Below are 23,296 nucleotides of genomic sequence, written 5' to 3'. Positions count from 1 at the left end.
GCTTACCTCCTGCGCTCGGGCGTCGCGCGCGCGACGGTCACGAGCGCACTCTTGGCGACTCCATCCGGGATCGACGAGAGCCCCGCGATGGCCTCCTCGCAGAGCTTCCGCGCGAGCGCGAGGCACTCGTCGACCACACCCGACGAGCGGAGCTGCGAGGCCACGCGACCGCCCACCTCGGGACCGACCTCCTCACCCGCGCACACCGCTTCGAGCAGCGGCACGAGCTCCGGGCACCGTTCGAGCGCGCAGAGCAAGGGGTACGTCATCTTCCCCTCGCCGAGATCCGCGAGCAGCGTCTTGCCCGTGGCCTCGGGATCTCCCGCGACATCGAGCACGTCGTCGACGAGCTGGAACGCGACGCCGAGCTTCTTGCCGTAATCGACGAGCGCCTCGCAGCCCTCGTCGCTCACGCCGCCGGCACGCCCGCCCGCGAACATCGCCCACCGGAAGAGCGAGGCCGTCTTGCCGTCGACGATGTGGAAATAGTCGCTGGCGCTCGTGTCGAGCTTGCCGCGGCGCGCGAGCTGCATCGACTCGGCGATGACCATCTCCTTGATGACGTCGAGCATGCGCGCGAGGACCTCAGGGCTGCCCGCGCGCTGGATACGGCAGAGCGCCTCCACGAGCAGCCAGTCGCCGCCGAAGATGCTCGCGGCGTTGCCGTAGATGACGCGCGCCGCGTCGGCTCCGCGCCTGCGCGCGCCGACGTCGACCACGTCGTCGTGCAGGAGCGTCGCGTTGTGCACGAGCTCGACGGCCACGGCATAGGCGCGCGCCGCCTCGTTGAAGCCCTTGCCCACGTGCGCCGCGAGCGCGACGACGATGGGCCGCAGGCGCTTGCCGTCCTGCGCGAGCAGGTGCCGCGCGCTCGCCTGGGCCGGCGTCTGCGACGTTCCGGCGTCCTCCGCCCCGAGGCTGTTCGACGTTCGGGGCTTTGGATCGCCTCCGGCGTCCTCCGCCCCGAGCCCCACGGCCGCGATGGCGCGATCGACCTCGTCGAGGTCCTTCGCGAGGAAGAGGCGGAGCTCCGCGAGCTTGCCTGCGAGCGGATCGAGGCCGTGCTCCTGGCAGCCACGCTCGAGGGTTCCGACGACGTCGTGATGCGGGACGCGCTGGATGGGATACGTTGCGATCGACATGGGTTCTCCCGCCGGGGCACGGCGTTTCCGCGCCGTCCCCGGACCGAAGGGTCTCGAGATGGCTAGGCCCTGCGCTTGCGTGTCGCCACGCGAAGCGGAAAACGGATGAGGTCGCCGAAAGGCGAGAAATCCACGCGGCGCGATCGGATGAAGCCGTCGAGCGCAGTCTCCGCGACGATGACGAAGGAGAGCAGCCGGCGCACTCGATCCGCGCGTTGCTCGGCGCCCGGCAGGCGCGGGCGAGCTTCGAGCATCGTGACCGCGCGTTCGAGCCGCGCCCGCACCGACTCGGCGAGCAGCCGCTCGCGCTCGTCGAAGACCTTCGAGATCATCTTCCAGAAGTCCGTCTCGGCCTCGAAGTACTCCTTGCGCTCGCCCGGCTTGAAGACGCGGCGGACCACGCCCCAGCGCTGAAGCTCGGTGAGCGACATGCTCACCGCCCCGGCCGACAGGCTCAGCCGCTCGCCGATGACGGCCGCGGGCAAGGGCTCCGCCGCGATGAACAAGATCGTCCACACACGCCCGAGGACACGCCGAAACCCCCAGTGCTCGATCACGTCGCCGATCGCCTCGGCTGCGATGAGCTCGGCCTCGTGGCCGTCGTCCTGTCTCGGGGTCTCACGCTCGGACATGGCAGAATGAACTTTCAAAAGATTTTGAATGTGCAGGTAGCGATAAAACAAGGTGCGGTCAAGATGGAGCGCAGCGTTTTCACGCGCAGCGCAGCGCGTCGGAGTCACGGCGCAGCGTGACGACGCGGCGCGAAAGGTGGCGGGAACGTCGATGCGCACGATGGAAACGACGCGGCCCCGACGATGTCGCCGGGGCCGCGGGAGAAGCGTCGCGAAGCGATCGCTTCAGGTCTGGAGGTGCGATCGGAGCGTGCGGTGCTCGCGCCAGATCCCCTCGGGCATCTTGTCGCCGAACGATCCGAAGAACGCCTCCTGATCGGTGAGGTCCGCGAGCCACGCCTCGCGATCGATCGAGAAGAGATCGCTCATCGCGGATGCCGGGAGATCGAGCCCGCTCGTGTCGATCTCGCCCTCGTTCGGGAAGATGCCGAGCGCCGTCTCGCGGCCCTTCGCGCGGCCGTGCACGCGCTCGTTGATCCAGCGAAGCACGCGCAGGTTCTCGCCGAAGCCGGGCCAGAGGATCTTGCCCGCGTCGTTCGTGCGGAACCAGTTCACGTGGAAGACCTTCGGGAACGCCGGGCGCCCGCGCCCCATCTCGAGCCAGTGCCCGAAGTAGTCGCCCATGTTGTATCCACAGAACGGGCGCATCGCCATCGGGTCACGGCGCACAACGCCCACCTTGCCCGTGGCCGCCGCCGTGGTCTCCGAGGCCATCGACGCGCCGAGATACACGCCGTGCGCCCAGTCGCGCGCCTCGTACACGAGCGGCGCGAGCTTGGCCCTGCGGCCGCCGAACACGAACGCGCTGATCGGCACGCCCTCCGGCGCCTCCATCAACGACGACACGCACGGACACTGCTTCGCCGGCGCGCAGAAGCGGCTGTTCGGGTGCGCCGCGGGCTCCTTGCTCGTGGGCGTCCAGGACCTGCCCTGCCAGTCCGTGAGCTCTGCCGGCACCTGGCCGTCCATGCCCTCCCACCACGGCTGCCGATCCCGCGTCATCGCCACGTTCGTAAAGATCGTGTTGCGCTGGACCGTGGCGAGCGCATTCGGGTTCGTCTTCCGGCTCGTGCCCGGAGCGACGCCGAAGAAGCCTGCCTCGGGGTTCACAGCCCAGAGCCGACCATCGGGGCCGACGCGCAGCCACGCGATGTCGTCGCCGACGGTCCACACCTTCCAGCCCTGCTGGCTCGCGGGCGGCACGAGCATCGCCAGGTTCGTCTTGCCGCAGGCGCTCGGGAACGCAGCGCAGATGTACGTGACGTTCCCCGAAGGATCCTCGAGCCCCATGATGAGCATGTGCTCCGCGAGCCAGCCCTCGTCGCGCGCCATGGTGCTCGCGATGCGCAGCGCGAAGCACTTCTTGCCGAGCAGCGCGTTGCCGCCGTAGCCCGAGCCCACGCTCCAGATGAGGCGCTCCTTCGGAAAATGCGCGATGAAGCGGCGGTTCGGGTCGAGGTCGCCGAGCGAGTGAAGGCCCCGGCAGAAGTCACTCGACGCGCCGAGGTGATCGAGCGCGACCTTCCCCATGCGCGTCATGATCCGCATGCTGGCCGCGACATAAGCGCTGTCCGTGATCTCGACGCCGACCTTCGAAGCGGGCGAGCCGACCGGGCCCATCAGGTACGGGACCACGTACATCGTCCGTCCGCGCATCGAACCGTTGAAGAGCGGGCCGACCTTCTCGCGCGCGTCCGCGGGCGACATCCAGTTGTTCGTCGGCCCAGCATCCTCGGCCCGATCCGAGCAGATGAAGGTCAGATGCTCGGTGCGCGCCACATCGGACGGATGGCTCCGGTGCAGGTAACACCCGGGGTACGCGGCCTGATCGAGCTCGTGCAGCGTGCCGTCCCGAAGCATGGCCTGCACGAGGCCGCGATACTCTTCCTCGGAGCCATCACACCACACCACGCGGTCGGGCTCCGTCTGGCGGGCCACCTCGTCGACCCACGCGGAAAGGCTCTGATTGTTCATGGCGCGGTAGAGTAGCCCCCACGAAAGCGAGACGCTACCGGGTGAGAATCCGCGGGGAATCGCGGTCACACCGCCCGATGTGACGAGGGCGTGCGCGCTTTCCCGGGCAAGATGGCCGAAGTGCGGTACTCTCGCCCGCTGTGCGACGCGTCGTCGTGCTTCCAGAACGCGGCAAGCTCATCGTCGCCACGGACCTGCAAGGGCACGTGGACGACTTCGAGCGTATTGCTGCCATTTTCGAACGCGCCGCCCGCGAGCCCGACGGGGCCGTCCTGGTCGTCACAGGCGACCTGGTACACGGGCCCGAGCTCGCCGAGATGGATTGGCCTGACTACCTCGGCAGCTACTACGAGGGCGACTCGCCGGAGGTGCTCGAACGAGCGCGGGACCTGCAAAACAGGTACCCGGGGCGTGTTCACTATCTGCTCGGCAACCACGAGCACGCGCACGTGGGCGGCCCGATCGTCGCGAAGTTCTTCCCGGACGAAGCGATGCGGCTCGAGGAGCTGCTCGGCGACGAGGGCACGCTGGCGATGCGCGCCTGGTTCCGTACGTGGCCGTTCGTCGCGGTGGCCCCGAAGGCTCAGCTCGTCATGCTGCACGCGGCGCCGCACGCGCGCATCCAGAGCCGCGACGATCTCGAGAACCTTTCGCTCGACGGCTGTACGGGCCTGACGCTCGAAGAGATGGCCGCGCGCGGGACGCTCGGGGCATTGCTTTGGGCTCGGACGACCTCATCCGAGCGCGCCTGGGCCTTCCTGCGCGCCATCCACCCGAACGCGCGTGTCGCCGTGTACGGCCACGACGTCGCGCGGACGGGCTACGCGATCGATCGTGAGCCGATGCTCTGCGTGTCGACGAGCTTCGGCTGCTTCGACGGGGACAAGATGTATCTGGAGTGGGATCTCGCGGAGGCCGCCGCGAACGCCGAGGACGTGGCCCGCCGAGGCCTCCGGCTCTTGCACCCGGGGGCCCCGGCGGTTCACCGGGTCGCGTTCTAGCCCTTCGCCGGCGCGGGCGTGGCGCCGCGCGGCGGGGGGCCGGCTGCGGGCGAACGCTTGTTCCAGACGTACGCGCCCACCGCGAGCGCGAGGAGAATGAGCTGCGCGGTGATCGTCTCCAGCGTCGGGTAGAAGCCGACGACGGGCACGCTCGGCAGGCCGACGCGGTGCGCCGGCACGACGCCCGCCATCTGCAACGCCGAGAGGCCCTGACCGATGAACACGACCGCAAGGCCGTAGAGCAAGTAGCTCGAGATGCGGAAGAAGACCTGCGGCGGCGCGAAACGTCCGGCCCGGGTGTACGCGGACACGATGATCACGAGCACGACCGCGCCGACGGCTGCGCCCACGACGGCCGCGAGCGACGAGGCGTCGGACGCGAGCAGGGCCTGGTAGAAGAGGACGGTCTCGAACGCCTCGCGGTAGGCCGCGAGGAACGAGACGCCGAAGAGCGAGAGCGCCGCCTTGCGGGGCGAGATGTGCTCCTTGAGGAAGCGCATCCAGCGCTGCACCTCGCGCTTCGCGAGCAGCGAGTAGCTCACGTAGAAGAGCACGGCCGTCGCGAGCAGGGCCGTGACGCCCTCGATGAGCTCGCGCTTCGCGCCCGAGATCGTGACGAGCCGGAGCGAGAGGAGGAACGTGAGCATGCCGAGGACGATCGCCACGGCCCACCCCGCGTGGACATAACGCTTCTTGTCCCCATGGCCCGCCTGCGCCGCGAGGCCGAGCAGCGCCGCGACGAGCAGCGCGGCCTCGACGCCCTCGCGCACGACGATGCCGCCACTCGAGATCGCCGTGGACACGAAGCTCGTCCGCTTCGCGCCTTCCTTGAGCCGCGACTCGGCCGCCGTCAGCTCCGCGAGCGTGCGGCTGATCGAAGCGTTGAGCTCGGCCGGCGTCTCGCCGCGATCGAGCGCGGCACGCAGGCCCATGTAGTGATCCTCGATCCGCGCCACGACGCCGGCGTCCATCGACTTGAGCTGCGCCTCGACTGGCTCGACGCCTTCGAGGTAGCTGTCGATGATCTGCCCCTTCGCGCCTTCACGATCGCCGCGCTGGAGCGCGACGCGCGCCCGATCGAGCTTCGCCCGCGCGAGCGCGAGCGGCGAGCGGGCCGCGCGATCCTCGTACGGCGCGCGCTTGCGAAGGTCCGCGAGCGTCGCAGACACACGATCCTGCGCGATGCCCGCAGAGAGCAGCTCCTCGCGCAGCGATCCATCCGAGCGGGTCGCGAGCTCCCCGAGCGCGTACGTCGGCGAGCCGTCTGCAGGCGCCTCCGTGTGGCGCAACGAGACGACGTAGAACGCGACGTCCCACCGCTCGGCCTCGCTGAGCTGCGAGAACGGCACCATCGCGGTGCCCTGCACGCCGAAGCGCACGGTGCTCGCGACGCGGAAAGGCGTCATGCCGTCCGCCACGTCCGGATCCCAGAAGTTCGCGGGCCGCGGGTTCAGCGTCGCAGCCTTCGGCGTGTCGCCGCGGCCCTGCTCGCCGTGACACTCGGTGCAGTGCTTCTGGAAGATGGCCCGGCCTCGCTCCGCGTTCGGGGCCGCCGCGGGCGCCTCCGCGAGGCGGAACGCGCCGAGGATCGCCGTGCGCGCGTCGAGCGTCGCCGCCGTCACCTCGCTCGCGGGCGCCTTCTTGTCGACGAGCGTGCGCACCTTGCCGACGAGCGAAGGCAGATCCACGCGCGGCGCATCCGCAGGCAGCGCGGGCTGGATCCTCCCGGCGATCTTCGCGCCGTCGTCGAGCAGCGAGAGCTGCTCGTCGTATTCGCCCTGGTTCGTGATCGCGCCGTGGTCCACGGCGCCGCCGTAGTCCGCGCCCACGTAGCCGAGCACGTGCACGAGGCGCTGCGCTTCGACCTCGGGCGGATCGCCGTAGTCCGCCCTCGCGAGGGGCGCGGCCACGACCACCAGCGCCGCCGCGAGCAGCGCCACGAGCGACCGGAGACGGGCGAAGATGAAAATCATGTTCAACAACTGTACCGAAACCGCGACCCGTTGCAAGGGCTGGATCAGAAGTGATCCAAGGACCCGAAGAACGTTTTTCCGGGATCGATCATGGGAAAACCCTCGCCGAGTGCAAGCACCATCGCGATGGCCGTGGGGCGGTTTCTTGCGACGAACGGTTCGCCTTCGAGGGGCGGAGGCAGCCAGCTCGCGACGTGCGCCGCGCCCTCGGTGAGCGCGATCCGTCGGAGGGCGCCGAGGACGTCCTCCCGCGGGATCCCGGGCGCGGCCCACTCGTCGACCCACAACGTGCGGGGCGGCGGGGCGGCGCCGTCGTCACGGTTGCCGCCGTGGAGCGCGGCGAGCAAGTACCCGACGTCGCGCCCGTCGCGGCGCAGGATCCAACCGAGATCACCGTGGTTGCGGAAGCGGAAGTAGCGCAGGATCTCGAGCGTGCGCGCGGGCCGCACGAACGACGGATCCCAGGACGCGTCGTACGTGTCGAGCATCCAGGGCTCGTCCTCGGGCGTGGAAGGGCGCACGTCGAGCGAGGTCTCGGCGGGGAGCGCCGAGGTGGTCGTCGTGTGTTCGAGCGCGGGCAACGCGACGAAGCCGAGCCGCTCGTAGAAGCCGGGATCGATGTCCGAAAAGAGCAACGCGAGCGCGACGCCGTCCGCGCGCGCTTCGTCGAGCACGGCGCGAAGCAGCTCGCTCGCGGCGCCGGTCCCGCGCGCGTCGGGCCGCGTAAAGACCGCGCCGATGCCCACGCCCGGGGCCTTGCCGCCGCCAGGAATGCTCACGGACAAGCCGTACCGCTTGATGCCCGCGACGAGCCGCCCCGTGTCGTCGAGCAGGCCCGTGTACCGCAGGATCGCAGGTCCGGCGCGGCGAAGCTGCGCGCGCTGGGCCTCGATGTGCGCGTCGACCGAGCGGCCGCCCGACCAGATCACGTGCGTCTGCCGTGCCGCCTCGGCGACGAGCGCATCATCGAGCTGAGGAACGTAGATGCGGCTCACGACGACGCGACCTCCCGGCGAATCTCCTCGGCGACGGCGAGCGTGCCGTGATCGATCTCGTCGTCCGTGAGGTAAGGCGCGGGGCCGATGCGCACGAGGTCGCCGCGTGAATCGACGAAGATCCCGCGCGCGCGGAGCCGATCGACGACACGCCCGGCGCCCGGCGATCGTACGGCCACGAAAGCGCCGCGCCGCTCGTCCACGCGGGACGAGGCCACGTGCTCCGCGATTCCCGCCTCGTCGAGCTTCGCGAGGATACGGCGCGTTTGCCGCAGGGAGATCGCGCGGAGCGCCGGGACGTCGAGCCCGAACCTGTCCCAGTGCTGGAGCACGGCATCGGCGCGATAGACCGGCGTGGCATCAAACGTCGCGCCCGAGAAGCGCGCGCCGCCCGGCCCGTACCCCACGGTCTCCGCGCGCTCGCCGTCGAGCGCCGAAAAATCCGCGAACCAGCCGGTGTCCGCCGGTCGAAGGTTCGTGGTGGCGGGGAAGCGCAGAAAGCAGATCCCCTCCCCCATTTGCGCGTACTTGTACCCGCCGGCCGTCACGAAGAGCGTGTCCTTCGCGGGTCCCCACGCGATCGGGACCACGTTGAACCCGTGGTACGCATCGACGAGCGGGACGGCGCCGACCTCCACCGCGCGCGCCACGATCTCGCCGATCCGCGGCACGACGAACGCGTCCTCGAAGAGCACGGCCGAGAGCGCGACGAGGCTCGTGCCGGGCACGATCGCTTCGAGGAAACGATCCACGAGGCTCTCGCGATCCGCCGTGTCGACCCACGTGACCCGCAGGCCGTCCTCCGCGAGCCTGGATAGTTGGCGGTGCAACGAATGAAACTCCGACCGCGTCGTGACCACGCGCGGCCCCGAGGCGAGCGGGAAACACGAGAGCAGCCGCGTGACGAGCTCGTGCGTGCTCTTGCCGAAGGAGATCGCGTCCCCCTCGTCGAAGCCGAGGCGCCCGAGGATGCGGCGCCCGACGGACTCCATCTTCGGGAAGACCGCGCGGTACCACTTGTCGTCCACGAGCCGCGCGGCGTCGTCGAACGCCTCGATCATCGCGGCGCGCGCCACGTCGGGCCACGCCTGGTGCGAGTGGCCCGTGAGCAGCACGCGATCGTCCGTCAAGAACCGGCCGTACGCGGCCCGAAACGCGCCGAGATCCAGCGCGCGCCCCGCCTCGTCGCTCATGCGCCTGCCTCCCCGATCACTTCGCGCCGGGCCGCGAATACGACACGGTCACGCTCGTGTCGACCGAGGTGTTCTGTTTCTCGGTCTTGCCGCCCGCGCTGATCTGCACCTCGAGCGTCATCGCGCTCTTCACGGTCATCGAGCCGCCCGTCGGCGCGACGTCCGTCGTATCGAGCACGCTCGTGCCGCTGCCCTGCGACTTGAACGCGACGAGCCGCGCCGACGCGCCCGGGGGCATGCCCGGCGGCGTCACCGTATCCTTCGCCGCGAGCTGCTTCACCGCGACGTCCAGCGTGAGCACGTCGCCCTTGCGCTCCTTCAACGTGAACGTCGAGACCTGCAAGAGATCCGCGCCGTTCGCCGTGAGCCGGCCGAGCACCTCCCACTTCGCGCCGGCGCCCACGGGCTCGTCCGGCAGCGGCGCCATCATCGACTCGATCGACTGCGTCATGCCCGTCATCATCTGCTGCGCCGCCTGCGGCACGGCCTTCGGCATGCTCATGGTCACGTCGTGCACGCGGCCCTTCTCGTCGACGAAGTACCGCATCCCGAGCCCCTTGATCGGCTCGAGCTGCGGGCGCAGCGCCTCGGCGATCTTGTCCTGCCCCGCCCCCTGCGACTCGACCGCGACGTCCTTCAACGTGCCCTCGATCGGCCAGTCGTTCCCCTTCTTGTCGCCGGTCGAGAAGTCGAACGTCATGACCATGCGCGGCATCTTCGTGGGCGGCAGGTTCATGCCCGCCGCGCTCATCGCCATCTCGAGCGCCATGCCCATGCGCAGCGGCTTCGACGTGCCCTTCACGAGCGCGTAGGACGCAGCCGATCGCGGCTCGCCGCCCGCCACGAGCAGCCGCACGACCGGCCGCCCGCCCGTCGGGACGAGTTTGTCCGCGACGCCCTTGGGCAAAATCCCGTTCGGCGCGTCGGGCACCGAGGTCTTCGCGGCCGCGTCGGCCGCGGGCTTCGTGTCGCCCTTCGGCGCCGCCGCCTTCGCTTCTTCCTTGGGCTCCGACTTCGCCTTTTCGTCGGCCTTGGGCTCGTCCTTCGGGGCCTCCGCTTTCGCCTCCGCCTCGGGCTTCGGCGCCTCCTCGGCCTTCGGCTCCGCTTTCGCCTCGGGCTTCGGCGCGTCCGCCTTCGCCTTTGCCTCGTCGACCTTCTCCGGCGCGGGCACCGGCGCGGTGTCCTTGGACTCACACGCTAGAAGCGAAAAAGCGAGCAGGCCGGCGAGCGGCAACCCCAGGAGTGACCTCGACATCACGAAACACCCTCCACAGCCGGCCCGACCGAACTCTGGCGGCGGCCGAGCCTGCTTTATCCCACTTCCAGGCGCGCTTCCACTTTGCCCACGCGCGGCGAGCCCGCGTGGATCGTGATCCCCCCGCGCCCCCGCACGATCCAGCGCACGCGCCCGCGGCGCGGACCACCACCCGTCCGCGGAAACCCGGGCGAGCTCATCGGATCCACCGCGCCCCAGCCTTCGAGGTGCCCCACCACCGCCTCGTGTTCGCCCGACACGAGCGTCACGCCCTCGCCGACCGAGATCCGCGCGCGCACCACATCGTTCCAAGGCAAGCTCTTCGCCGACGAGAGCACGAACGTCGGCAGGAAGCCGAGGTTCTCGACGACGGCCGAGACCTCCCACAGATCCCCTTCGATCCGCGTGGCCCGCACGTCCACGAGCCGCGGCCGCGGCGAGAGCGAGGCGAGGCGCAGGAAGAAACGCGACTGCCGCTCGCAGAGCTCGCCGAGCCGCTCCGGCGGCGGGTTCCAGATGCCGAAGCGCGGATCATGCCCGCCGATCTCGACCGGCCCGAGCTGCGGGTGCACGAAGGGCCGCCACGCGCCGATGATTCGCTTCTGGTTGTGCTCGCGATCCCACGCGGCCATGCGAAGCGTGTCCTCCCGCGTGCGCCGCTCGTAGTTCCAGACGAACGGGCGCAGCACGGGCAAGCCGACCTGCTTCCAGAAGTCCCACAACTCGCACACCATCGAGACCGCGCCGCGCTGCGTGTACGCGTAGGCGCTGAGATCGCCGCAGAGAGGTTTGTCGGGTTCGTAGAGGAACTCCTCGAAGCCGCTCACCATGGGGTAACCGGCGAGGTCCTCGGCCCACTGCCCGAGCATCCGGTAGAGCGTGAGATCCGTGGGATCCATGCGGCTATCGGGCTTCTCCCCCGACGGGCGGATGTACACGCCGCCGAAGCAGTGCAGGTTTACCCACGCGAAGATGTTCGGGTGCTTCGAGGTGAACGCGACGACCGCGCGCGACTCGGGCTCGCTCGTGGCGTACGCGCCCGCGCCCTTCTGGTGCGGCTCCGGCGCCCAGCCGTAGGGAAAGTTGCGGTTCATGTCGACCGCGTTGTCCGAGAGGTAGTCCGGCGCCGGGATCAAAAAACCGTCCCAGTGCTCGATCGTGCCCTCGGGATAGACCGCGTAAAACGGCCCCGCGTCCTCGACGCGCCGCGGGAGCATGAGGTCCGGATCCTCCGGCGAACCGACGAAATCCCCGGCCGGATCGAGCCGCCGCATCGAGAGCGCGATCCCGTCGCCGTCGACGTCCCCGATCTTCCAGAACGGCGCGCCCCGGCCGAGCCGATCGTCGCGCGGGTTCGATCGCACGTAGCCGCCCGTGCGCAGCACGCTCTCCGCGCCGTCCGGGCACATGCGCGGCAGCACGTAAAACACCACGTCCTGCCGCAAGAGCGCCCCCAGGTGCGCGGGCAGATCGTGCAAGGGTTCGGTCGGACAAACCAGGTTCCGGATCACGTCCTCGGCGATGGCGAGGGCCACGCTCGACCCGGCGAGCTCGACCGCGTGCATGTTGCCGTCCACCCACGCCGCGGGCCCGTCGCCGTCCGGATCACGGCCGATCGCGAGCAGCCAGATGTCGCGCCCCTCCGGCGTCTTGCCGAGGCTCTGGAGCCGCACGATCTCCGGAAACCCTTCCGCCCAGGCCCGCACCTGCCGCGTGAGCTCGTCGTACGTCACGTAGCTCGCGCGAAACCCCACCGACATCGCTTCGAGCTGCGCCCGCGCCCCGCTCGGGTCCTTCGACATGTCCGCACCCTCGCAAACGAAAGGCCGCCTCGCAAGCGCACGAAATCCTGCCCCACGAGAAGAAGATGGTAAAAACGTTGCCCACGCCCGTCGTTCCAGGGAATCATCGAAGGCTAGAGGCACCCCCTTGCGCGCGCGCGCCGAATTCCTCGACGGACTGCTCGAGCTCCACAGGTACGAAGATCGCAGCGCGCGCCGCAGCGTCTTCCGGCAAAGCATCGCCTCGCTCGCGATCGAGGCCTCGCTCGACGGCCCCCCGCCGCTCGACGGCTTGTCCGCCGAGGCCCTGCTCGCGGGCATCCGCGTCGCGCTCGCCGACGGGCTCTTCGACGATCTCGGCTGGCTCGCGCCCGCGGCCGCCGCCGTCGCGCTCTACGAGATCACCGGCGCCCTCCCCCTCGGCCCGGAGCGGCGCGAGATCGGCCGCCGCGTCCTCGCCCAGCTCTACGACGGCAGCGCCGCCACGTTCGTCGCGCTCGCCACGCGCATGGCCCTCGGCAGCGCCCGCGCCCTCGCCGGCGCGCCCGTGCGCGCGCGGATCGCCCTCGCCTTGCAGCTCCCGGGCAGCGTCGACGTCCCCGTCGATCCGCTCGCGCTCGCGCTCGTCTCGCGCCGCGACCTCGCACGCGACTGGGTCGGCACCGCGTCCACCGGCTCGCTCCCCGAGCGCCGCCTCGCCGCGCGCCTGCTCGAACGCGCCGCCCGCGAGGCCGTGCGCCGCGCGAGCCAGGGCGACGACGACGCCTTGCGCCTCTTCCGCGGCCTCAACGCCGACGCGCCCGCCTCGTCGAGCCGCGCCACCGCGCCCGACGTCGTCCTCGAGGCCTACCACCTGCTCCTCGCCGATCGCGAGACGCTCGTCTGGCGTCACGTCGCTGCCGCGCGTGGCTTGCTCTCCGGCGCGCTCCCCGAGCTCGAGCGCGAGATCCGGAAACACCTCGCGCCGAACCTCACGCCCACCGAGTGGCGCCGCGCCGCGACCTCGCTCGTCGCGAGCATCGCGGTCGACCCCGAAAACAACCTCGCCACGAGCCGTGATCTCCTCGCCTCGGGCCTGCTGCGCGAAGATCCCGGCCTCGCCATCGCCATGATCTGGGGCCTGCCCCGCGCCGCCGACGCCGAGCCCGAGGCCGCCGAAGCGCTGCTCGAAACGATCACCGCGGCCCACCCGATCGCCGTCGCCGACAGCGTCGCCGATCTCCGCCTGGAGCTCGGCCCCGCGTTCGGCATGCGCGCCCGCGCCGCGTGTGTCCAAGCGCTCGCCGTCAGCCTCGCCGCCCCGCAGACCGACGACGGCCTCACGGCCCTCGGCCAGAGCATCCTTCGCGACCTCGAAGGACGCGAGCCCTCCGAGCTCGGCGCCACCGTGCGCAGCGCCGTCGACGCGTTCGTCGAAGGAGGCTCGCGCGAGGCCCACGCCCGCTCCCTCGCCGCCCTCGACCTCGCCGCGAGCACGCTCGACGCCCTCGACGCTCTCGACGCGGGCGGAAGCCCCACGCCCTCGACACGCGGCGGCCTCCCCGTCAAACCGAGCGCCCTGCCGCCCGGCCTCCCGCAGACGAACCTCTCCCGCCGCGCCGCGGCTCGCCTCGTCCGCGAGCTCGATTCGAACCTGTACGAGTCCGGCGCGCTCCGCAGCCTGCTCCTGCTCGAACGACGTGGCTCCGGCACCGACGGCGCCGCGCAAGGCCTCGACACACTCGACGATCGCATCACCCGCTGGCTGCTCCGCGTCGAGGCCCAATCCCCGCCCGAGGGCACGCCCCCGCACGCCACGTTCCACCAGCGAAACCTCCGCGCCCTGCTCCACGTCGTCGACGGCGAGAGCACCGACGGCGACAGCGACGGCGACGCCGCCCGCGGCCGCGGCAAGCGCCGCCTGCTCGACACGTGCGACGTGCTCTCGAAGCGCCTCACTGCCGAGCCCGGATCTCCCCTCCGCCGCGCCGTCGTCGCCACCGTCGCCCGCGCCTTCGACGCGCTCGTGCGCACCCACGCCGCCGACGCCGCCGACGTCCTGCTCTTCGCGTGCATGCGGAGCGGCGATCCCGACACGCTCGCGATCCTCGCCGAAGCGAGCGTCCACCCCGACGTCCGAAAGCTCCTCGCCTGCCACTCCCGCTTCACCGACGCGATCAACGCTGCCACGGCCGAGCGCGGCGCCGACGAGCGCATGGACGCCGCCCTCGCCGCGCTCGAAGCCCTCGTCGCCGAGCTCCCGCAGGGCACCTCGCAGCGCACCGAGGCCTTGCGCACCGCCCTCGCCCGCCTCGCCCGTGGCCTCGACGCCGTCCGCGCCGCGCGCGCCCTCGCCCCGCTCGCCGAGTCCGCCACGAAGGAAGGCTCTCCCCTCGTCTCCCTCGAAGACGCGCTCGTCGCGCTCGCGCGCCTCACCGCCTCGGCGCGGCGCCGCTTCGGCGACGGCGAGAGCGACGAGGCCCCGCACTCCACGCTCCTCGGCGCCCACGCCCTCGCGCTCGCGGCCGGCATGGCCCGCGAAGGCGGCGCCACGCCCGAGCTCCAGGGCGCGATCGAAAAACTCGTCGACGCCGCCCGCGCCTCCGTCCCGGCCCCGATCGCCGTCCTCGCGTCGCTCGTCCTGCCGCGCCTCTGCGCCCTGCCCGGCCAGCGCGCCGGCGGCGCGAGCGAGCCCGACGACCTGCCCACGACCGACCTCCCCCTGCCCGCGTGGCTCCCGCCGCGCCGCACCATCGGCGGCTACTTCGTCCACCGCAGGCTCGGCGGCGGCGCGGTCGGCACGGTCTTCGTCGTCACGCGCGCCGAGGAGCGCCACGACCCGAACGCCGAACGGTTTGCCCTCAAAGTACCCGACTACGACGCCACGGCCGCACGAAGCGTCTCCGAGGCCGAGTTCTTGAAGCTCTTCCGCGACGAGGCCGGCGCGCTGCTCTCGCTGCCCGACCACGCGAACCTGCCGCGCTTCGTCACGTTCGACGCCGGCGCGCGGCCGAAGCCGATCCTCGTGATGGAGCTCATCGAGGGCGTGCGCGGCGATCAGCTCATCGACAGCCGGAGCCTCACGATCCAGACGGCGCTCGCCCTGCTCGACGGCGTGCTCGCGGGCCTCGAAGCGATGCACTCGGTCCGCATCGGCCACCTCGACGTCAAGCCCTCGAACATCATCCTGCGCGGCGGCAAAGGTCCCGTGCTCGTCGACTTCGGCCTCGCCGGCCGGCACATCCGACCCGGCTGCGCCACCGCGAACTACGGCGCGCCCGAAGTCTGGGACGTCGTGCCCGAGGGCGCGACCGCGACGCCGCTCACGGCCGACATTTACAGCTTCGGCTGCCTCGCCTACGAGGCGCTCACCGGCGACACGCTCTTCGACGGGCCGAGCGACGTCGCGCTGATCTCGGCGCACCTGACGCACGACGGCCTGCCCCCGAAGATCCGCCGCCTCTCGCAGGGCCGGCTCGCCTCGGTGGGCATGTTCCTGTTCCAGTGCCTGCGCCACAACCCGGAGCAACGCATGACGGCCACGTCCCTGCGCGCCGAGCTCCGCCGCATCGCCCCCGAGATCCTGCGCCTGCGCTGGCCGATCGCGGACTAACCGAAGGAGAGCACGTCCTCGACCGGCTTCCGGAGCGACCGCGCCGTCGGCGGATCCGCCTTCGAGAGCCGGAACAGGAGGATCTCCGCGTGCTCCGCGGGCACGTCGAACACCCGCAAGAACCGCTGCCGGAGCTCGCCGAGCCGATCACGCACCTTCGGCTCGAGCCCCTTGCCCGCGCCGCGCTCGAGCCGCGCGAACAGATACAACATCGCCGACCACGGCTGGATCGCGATCCCTCGCGACGTCGCCTCCAGCCACACGCGCTCGAGCGCCCGCCCGCCCTCGAAGTACGAGCGCGACGCCGTGCCCGGAAACACCACGAGCCCAACCGCGGACGACGACCCGAGCGCACGCCGCGCCGACTTCACGAGCGCGCCGCCACCGCCCATCTTCGCCGTGAACTCCACGGCCTTCCACGTGGTCGCGAGCCGCACCGCTGCGAGATCGGAGGCCGCCACGTCGAGCGTGAGCACGTCGAGCCCGTCGCGCGTCCGCAGGATCTCCTCCTCGGTCCACCGCAGCTCCGCGCCCATCTCCTCGTTGTGCTTGCGCGACAGGAACATCATCCGATCGGCCTGCCCGAGGATCTCCCCCACCTCGGCGACCGCCGCCCGATCGGTCGCGAGCAGGAGCTTGCCCCCGCGCGCCTCCGCTGCCTCGGCGAGCCCCGCCGCCGCCCGCTCCGAGAGTGGCGCCCCCGTGCCGAGCTTGCGGTTCGTGCAGCGCGCGCCGAGCACCGCGCAGAGCGGATCCACCGCGTACGACGCGTCGTCCACGCGGAACACCACGTCACACGCCGCGAGCGGATCCTTCGCGTCCGGCGCCAGGGCGACCTCGGCCGACAGGCCCATCGCGGGCGCGGCGAGGACCATGTTCTCCACGGCCGCGCCGAGCGCCACGAAGCTCGCCGCGTGCTGGAAATCGTTCAGCGTCCGCCCGCCGTCCGGCGACACCTTGCACCGCACCCGCCCGCCCTTCGCGACGAACCTCCACGGCTGCGCGTTCCCGCCCGACGGCGCGAGCACGCCGAACCCCACGAGCCTGCGCACGTCCTCCCGCGTCACCGTGCGCTTGTCGGCCGGCCGCGCGAGCGGCGGCGCGTCCGGCGACGGCAGCGGCTTGCGTATGAACGCCTCCTCCAGCGCCGCGTCGACCTGCACCTCCGCCTCGCGCCCGTCCTTCACGATGGCGTCGAGGTCCACGAAATAACGCCCCGACCGCGTCAACTCGCCGAGGAGCACACGCCGCGCCGCGTCGGTCGACACCGCGCCGCCGAGCATCGTCCCCGAGGCGAGCTGCGGCCATGACGTCGTCGTCTCCTCGACTTCAAGCAGCGACGCCCCGAGCCGGCCCTTGAGCGCGTCCGGACCGAGGATCCGGAGCACGATGGCCACCTTCTGCGCCTGCGTCAGCCCCTTGAGCTCCGCCGCCGAGAGCCCCCGCAAGAGCGAATGCAGCACGGGCCGATCCGGCTCCCGATCGAAGCGCTCGACGTCGAGCATCCCCCGATCGTTCGTCTCCATCAGGACCGGGATCCCGTGCGCCCGCGCCCGCTCGCGCAGAAACACCTTCGTATAAAGGTCGTCGCACTCCTCGATCAGGAGATCGAGCTTGCCGCCCTCGGTCAGGAACGCCTCGACGTTCTCCTCGGTCACCCCCGTTCGGCTCACCTCGACCCGCAAAAACGGGTCGATCTCCGCGATGGCGCGCGCCGCGATCACGCACTTGTGCACGCCGATCTCGTGCACCCCGGCGCGCAGGCGGTTCATGTTGGAGAGCGCGAGCTCGTCGAAATCCGCGAGCCGCAGCAGCCCCCCCACGCCTTCGAGCGCGAGCGTCACCGCGCTCGCCTGCCCCACGGAGAGCCCCACGACGCCGATCCGCTTGTCCCGGAGCGCGGCCTGCTCGTCGGGCGTGATCTTGTATCGATTGCGCGAAAATCGCAGCTCGCGGTAATCGGCCTCGCCGAGCACGTGCACGAGCCGCCCGCTCCACGGGTAATGGACCCAGGTCCCGCGCTCCTCCGGCGGACCGTCCCCGAGCGCCGCGCGCACCGCCTCGTCGAGCGCCTCGCCGCGCAGCTTCTGCTTGGGCGAACGCGTCGCGCAGAGCTCGGCGAGCTGATCGACGTACCGATCGTGCACCTCGCGGACCTCTCCCCCGACGACGAGCGCCTCGACCTTCCGGCGATCCCACGCATCGGCGAGCGAAAACAGCGCCGGCTGGTACGTCCCCTGGTCCACGCCCGCGGCCAGCGCCGCGAGCCGCTCGGCGAGCTTCATTCCTTCCCCTGCTTCGGCTTGTAACGACCGATGGCCGTGAGCTCGTAGACGTGCTCCAAAAACTCCGGGAGGATCTGCGCCGCAATCGCCCAGCAATTGCCCGGCCCGAGATCCAGCATCTTGCAGCGCTCGATATGCTCCCCGTCCGGGTGCTCGTGCATGTACACGAAGCTCGATTTGCCCCGATTGCGATAAAACTGTCGCGCCTCTTCGATCAGCGGGACGAACGCGGCCTTGCCGCCGCGCCCGAACTCATACAGGCGCACACAATCGAGCAGCCGGAACAGATTCGTCCCCGTCTCGCCCGTCTCCACGATCGCCGCCGCCACGGGCACGCCCGCCCGCCGCGCCGTGAAGAACACGCGCTCGCGCCCCATCCCCGCTTCTTTCCAGAGCCGCGCCGTCTCCCCGAGCTCCACCCGGTCCGGCACGAGATCGAGCGCGTCGAGCAGCGCCGCCGTATGCGTCTTGCCGAGCTCGTCGACCAGCCACGCGATCTCGAAAGGCGCCGCGGGCCCGACGTCGAATCGCTCGCCCGAAATCGCCTCGCTCGTCCCGGCCGATTGCGCTTCGAGCAGCCGGAACGGCCGGATCGCCGCGAGCCCCTGGTCCACGTAGGGCCGCGCGAAATCGAGGTGCGCCATCGACCAGGGCACCTCGCCGTCGATATACGCGAGCGCCCAGGTGAAGGCCGGATCGAGCTGCGGATACTCGAATGCCCGCAGATAAATGTCGCGCAGGATCTGCCGCACGTGCGCGACGCCGGGCGCCTTGCCCGGGCGCTTGGCGAGCTGGTGGATGAGCCAGCTCCCGCTGTAAATCTTGGCCACCGAGAGCGAGGCCTCGATCCCGCGCTCCGAGGGCCACACCGCCTGGCAGATGATCCGCGGGGCCGCCGCCGCCCGCGCGCCGAACTCGAGGAACGTCTTCTTCAGCGGCTCGAACTGGTCCGGCGTTTTACCGGACAAATTGAAATAGCCCGATTGCTGGAGCAGGCTCCACATCGACTCCGGCGTCTCCGACCCGCCGAGCGTCTTTTCGTGGAGCTCCTGGCTCACGAGCCGCATCCAGGGCCCCTCGTCCTTCGACGTCCGCGGCGCCACCTTGAGCCCGCAGCGCGCCTTCGCCCCATTGCGCGCCGGGAGCACGTACCGCACCTCGCCGTGCATGTGCAGCGGCGCCTCGTCCCCGACGCACACCTCGATGTCGGGCATCTCCAGGCCCGGAAACACGAGATCCCGGTCGGCGTCGACCTCGAAGCACAAACCCGCGAACGAGACGTCGAGCACCGGCCGCCCGGACACGACCACCTCGGGCCATATCGGGTGCTTGAACGACGCCGTGACCGGGCGCTGCACCTTGCAGCGCCGGAACCAGCGGTGCCGCACCCGCTCGATCCGCGTCGGCATCGGCGTCGTCACGCGCCCATCGGCCTCGAACTCGGCCTTGTCGAGGTGAATCCGGTGAATCGAGTTGTACCCGCCGAGGTCGATGATGTACGGCGGCGCGCCCCAGCCGCGCGCCGAGCGCCACACGAGCCGCGTCTCCTCGCGCGCCTCGATCTTCTCGGCCTTGACCGGCACGTCCGCCCCCACGAGGAGCCCCTCGCTGCCCGCGTGAATCAGCGCGCGCAGGATCGCCCGCACCCGGCCCGGATCGTCGATCTGCTCGCGGACGCGCGACAGGCTCCGCGCGAGCTCCGCGTGCCCGATGACGTAAAGCTCCTGCAGAAGGCCGAGGATCTTCCGGCCGAGCTCCTGCGTCACGCGCTCGAACTGCACGCTGACGAGCACGTTTCCCTGCGGCCCCGAAGGCTCGATCGACACCACCACGCCCTCGACGGGCCCGACCGCGCCCTTGCCCGAGAGCATGTACGCCGTCACGCGCCCGCCGAGCCGCGGGATCAGCCCGTCGCCCGGGGAAAACCACACCGCCGAGGGCGAGAGCCGCACCACGGACGCCGGCAGGATCCAGCGCCCCTCGGTGAGCAGCGCGACCGCGCACGCCCCCTCGCGCAGCCGGTAGCCCGGCCCCGCCTCGCCGCTCACCCGCCGGAACCGGACCGAGGGCGGGCTCTCCGTGTAATCGGCCGAGCGCGGCGCCTCCGAGGGCCGCGGCGGCCGCATGTCCGACAGGCGCCGCGACGGGAACCGCACCGACCCCGGAATCTCCCCGAGCGGCTCGTCCTCGCGCATCCCGAGCGCCGCGCGCCCTTCCGCCGTCAGGCGCGGGAACCGCACCGACGCCGGGCCCTCGGAGAGCACCTCGTCGTCGCGCCCCGGCGCGCGCTCCGACGCCGACGCCGACGGCGCGATCGACCGCGGGAACCGGAGCGACGGCGGCGGCTCCGCGAGCCCCTCCTCCTCGCGGAGCAGGCCGACCGGCGGCGCCGAGAGCGGCGGACCCGAGAGCGGCCGCGGGAACCGGAGCGACGGCGGCGGCTCGCTCAAATGCTCGTCATCGCGCGGCGGCCCCCACGACGAGTGCCGCGCCTCCGGCATGGATCGCGGAAATCGCACCGACGGCGGCGGCTCGCTCAAATGCTCGTCATCGCGCGGCGGCCCCCACGACGAGTGCCGCGCCTCCGGCATGGACCGCGGAAATCGCACCGACGGCGGCGGCTCGCTCAAATGGTCCTCGTCGCGCGGCGGGCCCCACGACGCCGGCATTGCGCGCGAAAACCGCACCGACGGCGGCGGCTCGCTCCGCCGGTCCTCGTCCAGCATATTGAGCGCCGCGCGCCCATCCGCGGTCAGCCGCGGAAATCGCACCGACGACGGTCCGTCCGACAACGGATTGACGCTTGGCGGTGCCGGCGACTCCGGGGTCGCGGCGGATCGTGGCTCACCGCCTGCGCCCGGCGCCCGTTCGCTGCTCACCCCTCACCCCCTCGGGGAGCCGTCGAAGCACGGAAGCGCCGACTCTTCGCGTCAAGCAAGGTGCGATGCCTCCAGCGGTCTCACGTTCGGGCGACGAAAAGCCTCGGACCCCAACCTCGGGTCCGACATTCGTCGTGGCCGGAGCGCGTTCCCACGCGTTCGAGCCACGGACCAACACCCGTTTTTATCGAACGGCCCCGACAGCGTCAAGGCCGTCGTCACGCGCTACCGTGTAATTGTCACCACCAACCGGCCCCAAGGTTCGTCCCCTGGTCGTTGGAATCTCCGCGCTGTCAGCCCTCGTCCGGCATCGTCTTCGACGGCCCCGCGCTCTTGGCCTTCTTGAGCTGCATGCGCAGCGTCTGGACCGCGGTCCTCATCGCAATGTGATATCGCGGCGGAACGTCGAGATACATGAGCGCCTGATTGATATGATCCGGCGGAAAAGCCGCATACGCATCGTGGTAAAACCACCGGAGCGCCGTGAGCACGCCGCGGACGAACGACGACGCAGTGACGGTCGCCACCTTCGGCTCTTTCTTGTTCGGCACGTAGTTCGGTGAGGCGCGCAGCTCATCGACGCGCATTTTCAAGCGCTTCCGTTGCGAAGCCGTCGGCGCTCCCCCGTCCGTTACGATGAGAATGGACTCATACGTGTAGTGCAGCATCCATTCGTCCCACTCCTCTTCGGTGGGCGCCATGGCGTTGTGGACGAGGACGAAGTAGTCGCCCACTTTCTGGAAGGCCAGGTTCTTCATCCAGATCGCTCCAGCCGCACCGCCGCCGCAACGCTACCGATCACTCCTCGTCTCGGCCAGCGTACAGGAGGGCCGAAAGCTTGGCAAGCAAGGGCCAAGCCCCGCGGGTTTCGCCGGACAAGACCCCTCCACCAGCGCAAGGCCCATGAAAACGGGCCCTGGCTCACTTCTTCAGGAAGTCGACGTCCCCCTTCTTCTGCGTCTTCGAGGGCTTCGCCTTCTCGTTCTCGGTGCCCCGATCCAGGAGCTCCGGATCGAGCTTCGGCTTCACGCTCGTCGGCACCGGCTTCGGCGCCGGCGCGGCCTTCTTCGGCGCCGGCGCATCCTCGTTTCTCTCGCCCTTCACGTCCTTGGTGTCGCGCGGCGTCGTCGTGGGCGTCGGCGGCACCGTGAGCGCCCGCCGCGCCCGCTCGCGCGCCGCTTGCACCTCCGGCGCCTCATCCCCCTTCGGATCAAGCTGCCGCGCCGCATCGAGCTCCTCCACGCAGATACGATACGACCCGCGCTCGCACCACCAGAGCGCGTCCGCCCGGAGCGCCCGCGCCCTGTCGAACGGCGTATCCAACGGCGCCGGCACCCGATCCGGTAGCGGCAAGATCGCCTCCGGATCCTCGGCATCCCGCGCCACGCGCCACAACACCACCGCGAGGACCACGAGCGCCGCCACGGCCGCGAGCTCCGCGAGCCACCGCTCCTTCATCCAGCGCCGCATCCGCGACACGCGTTGCCGCACGCGCGCCGCCGGGACCTGCTCCTCCTCGGCGATGCTCTCGAGCTTCTCGCCCTCGCCCTCCCGCGCCATCCAAGCGAGCGTCTTTTTCGCCTCCTCGGTCGCCGGCGCCTGACGCTCGGCCCAGCGGAGGAGCGCCTCTTCCTCGACCGGCGGCGGGCCCGCCACGAGCTCGGGCGGATCCCGCACCTCCTCGCGCGCCGTGCGCCGATGCGCATCCGCGACCTTGTGCCGCGCGATCCCAAGCAAGTACTTGCGCAGCTCGGCGCCGTCGTCCGGGCGGTTCTTCGCGATGAGCGCCTCGCAGAGGACGGTCTGGACGATATCGTCGGCGTCCGCAGGCGAGACCCGGCGGCGCACGAAATCGAGCAAGAATCGCCGCAGCTCCGGATCCGCCAGCGGCTCGGAAACCCTCGGTTCGTCCATGGGCATCGGAGCGCTCATCGCCCCCTCATCGGAGAACGTACCCGGAGTGTGACAGGCGAAAAAATGATTTTTTTCGCGCGCCCGAGCCGTCACGATCGCCCCAGGATCCCCGACAGCGGGGCATGAACGCCCTCTTCGCGCTCCTCCTGCTCCCCACGGTCCTCCTCCCGTCCCCGCTCCCCGGCGCGCCGGCCGGAGCGCCTGGCAAACCCAAGGTCGAAGCAGCCGCGCTCATCCGCGTCGACAAGAGCGAGCACCGGCTCGAGCTCGTCGCCCAGGGCGGTCGTGTGATCAAGACGTACAAGGTCGCGCTCGGCAGCGGCGGCGCGGGCCCCAAGCGCTTCGAGGGCGACAAGGTCACGCCCGTCGGCACCTACCGCGTGAAGGGCCGCTTCAAGGGCCTGTTCCATCAGTTCCTGAACGTGACCTACCCGAACGACGAGGACCGCGCGCGCTTCGCCGAGCTGAAGCGCCGCGGCGAGGTCCCGCCCGGCCGCACCGTCGGCTTTGGCATCGGCATCCACGGCGTCGGACAGCGCGACTGGAACGCCGTGCACAAGCAATCCGACTGGACCCACGGCTGCATCGCGCTCGACGACGCCGAAATCGACGAGCTCTCCCGCCTCGTCCCCGACGACACGACGCTCGTCATCACGGACTGATTCCTGTTGAGGGATCGG

General features: G+C 70.9%; 15 protein-coding genes. 3 read left to right on the top strand and 12 right to left on the bottom strand.

Features of this window, described 5'->3' with window-relative positions; genetic code table 11:
- Positions 1-2: 2 nt before the first annotated feature.
- The 3 genes from QHF89_RS12370 to QHF89_RS12360 form a co-directional block, all read right to left on the bottom strand.
- Positions 3-1,142 (bottom strand): polyprenyl synthetase family protein, encoded by a 1,140-nt coding sequence (locus QHF89_RS12370; RefSeq protein WP_136968562.1) that lies wholly within the window; start codon positions 1,140-1,142, stop codon positions 3-5.
- 62 nt (positions 1,143-1,204) lie between these two features.
- Complete coding sequence (locus QHF89_RS12365; RefSeq protein ID WP_136930814.1) at positions 1,205-1,774, bottom strand: GbsR/MarR family transcriptional regulator; 570 nt, start codon at positions 1,772-1,774, stop codon at positions 1,205-1,207.
- Between the two features lie 225 nt (positions 1,775-1,999).
- Entirely contained in the window at positions 2,000-3,748 is a 1,749-nt protein-coding gene (locus QHF89_RS12360) for a phosphoenolpyruvate carboxykinase (GTP) (RefSeq protein WP_136930815.1), read from the bottom strand.
- Between the two features lie 140 nt (positions 3,749-3,888).
- Here QHF89_RS12360 and QHF89_RS12355 point away from each other — a divergent pair, with 140 nt between their 5' ends.
- Positions 3,889-4,749 carry a metallophosphoesterase gene (locus QHF89_RS12355; protein ID WP_136968561.1) on the top strand — a complete coding sequence of 287 codons (861 nt, stop codon included), beginning with the start codon at positions 3,889-3,891 and terminating at the stop codon, positions 4,747-4,749.
- On the opposite strand, the gene QHF89_RS12350 is transcribed toward QHF89_RS12355, so the two are convergent.
- The 5 genes from QHF89_RS12350 to QHF89_RS12330 are packed head-to-tail and all read right to left on the bottom strand — an operon-like array spanning position 4,746 to position 11,967.
- The gene (locus QHF89_RS12350) at positions 4,746-6,722 is read right to left on the bottom strand and encodes an FTR1 family protein (RefSeq protein ID WP_136930817.1); all 1,977 of its coding nucleotides are present in this window, start codon (positions 6,720-6,722) and stop codon (positions 4,746-4,748) included. The two genes, QHF89_RS12355 and QHF89_RS12350, sit on opposite strands and share 4 nt — an antisense overlap.
- 44 nt (positions 6,723-6,766) lie before the next feature.
- On the bottom strand, positions 6,767-7,717 hold the full coding sequence (locus tag QHF89_RS12345; protein WP_284720406.1) for a GNAT family N-acetyltransferase: 951 nt from the start codon (positions 7,715-7,717) through the stop codon (positions 6,767-6,769).
- Positions 7,714-8,910 carry an aminotransferase class V-fold PLP-dependent enzyme gene (locus QHF89_RS12340; protein ID WP_136968560.1) on the bottom strand — a complete coding sequence of 399 codons (1,197 nt, stop codon included), beginning with the start codon at positions 8,908-8,910 and terminating at the stop codon, positions 7,714-7,716. The genes QHF89_RS12345 and QHF89_RS12340 overlap by 4 nt, the downstream gene beginning before the upstream one ends.
- Positions 8,911-8,926: 16 nt before the next feature.
- A complete protein-coding gene (locus QHF89_RS12335; RefSeq protein ID WP_136968559.1) occupies positions 8,927-10,165 on the bottom strand; it encodes a hypothetical protein in 1,239 nt (412 codons plus the stop codon).
- Positions 10,166-10,221: 56 nt separating this feature from the next.
- Entirely contained in the window at positions 10,222-11,967 is a 1,746-nt protein-coding gene (locus QHF89_RS12330) for a M14 family metallopeptidase (protein ID WP_136968558.1), read from the bottom strand.
- A 127-nt stretch (positions 11,968-12,094) separates the two neighbouring features.
- Here QHF89_RS12330 and QHF89_RS12325 point away from each other — a divergent pair, with 127 nt between their 5' ends.
- Positions 12,095-15,538 (top strand): protein kinase domain-containing protein, encoded by a 3,444-nt coding sequence (locus QHF89_RS12325; RefSeq protein ID WP_284720405.1) that lies wholly within the window; start codon positions 12,095-12,097, stop codon positions 15,536-15,538.
- Here the strand turns inward: QHF89_RS12325 and QHF89_RS12320 are convergent.
- From QHF89_RS12320 to QHF89_RS12305, 4 genes are all read right to left on the bottom strand, one after another.
- Complete coding sequence (locus QHF89_RS12320) at positions 15,535-17,823, bottom strand: Rv1355c family protein (protein WP_136968556.1); 2,289 nt, start codon at positions 17,821-17,823, stop codon at positions 15,535-15,537. The two genes, QHF89_RS12325 and QHF89_RS12320, sit on opposite strands and share 4 nt — an antisense overlap.
- The gene (locus QHF89_RS12315) at positions 17,820-20,594 is read right to left on the bottom strand and encodes a hypothetical protein (protein ID WP_136968555.1); all 2,775 of its coding nucleotides are present in this window, start codon (positions 20,592-20,594) and stop codon (positions 17,820-17,822) included. The genes QHF89_RS12320 and QHF89_RS12315 overlap by 4 nt, the downstream gene beginning before the upstream one ends.
- 401 nt (positions 20,595-20,995) lie before the next feature.
- Positions 20,996-21,460, bottom strand: coding sequence for a hypothetical protein (locus tag QHF89_RS12310; protein ID WP_136968554.1), 465 nt, complete (start codon positions 21,458-21,460; stop codon positions 20,996-20,998).
- Between the two features lie 163 nt (positions 21,461-21,623).
- Complete coding sequence (locus tag QHF89_RS12305; protein WP_284720404.1) at positions 21,624-22,634, bottom strand: RNA polymerase sigma factor; 1,011 nt, start codon at positions 22,632-22,634, stop codon at positions 21,624-21,626.
- 104 nt (positions 22,635-22,738) lie between these two features.
- On the opposite strand from QHF89_RS12305, the gene QHF89_RS12300 reads away from it, so the two are divergent.
- Positions 22,739-23,278, top strand: a complete 540-nt coding sequence (locus tag QHF89_RS12300; RefSeq protein ID WP_136968553.1) for a L,D-transpeptidase family protein — start codon at positions 22,739-22,741, stop codon at positions 23,276-23,278.
- The last annotated feature ends 18 nt before the right edge of the window (positions 23,279-23,296 follow it).

It is taken from the genome of Polyangium sorediatum, assembly GCF_029946465.1.
GTDB classification, from domain to species: domain Bacteria; phylum Myxococcota_A; class Polyangia; order Polyangiales; family Polyangiaceae; genus Polyangium; species Polyangium fumosum.
This window is presented reverse-complemented; position numbering and strand designations above follow the sequence as displayed.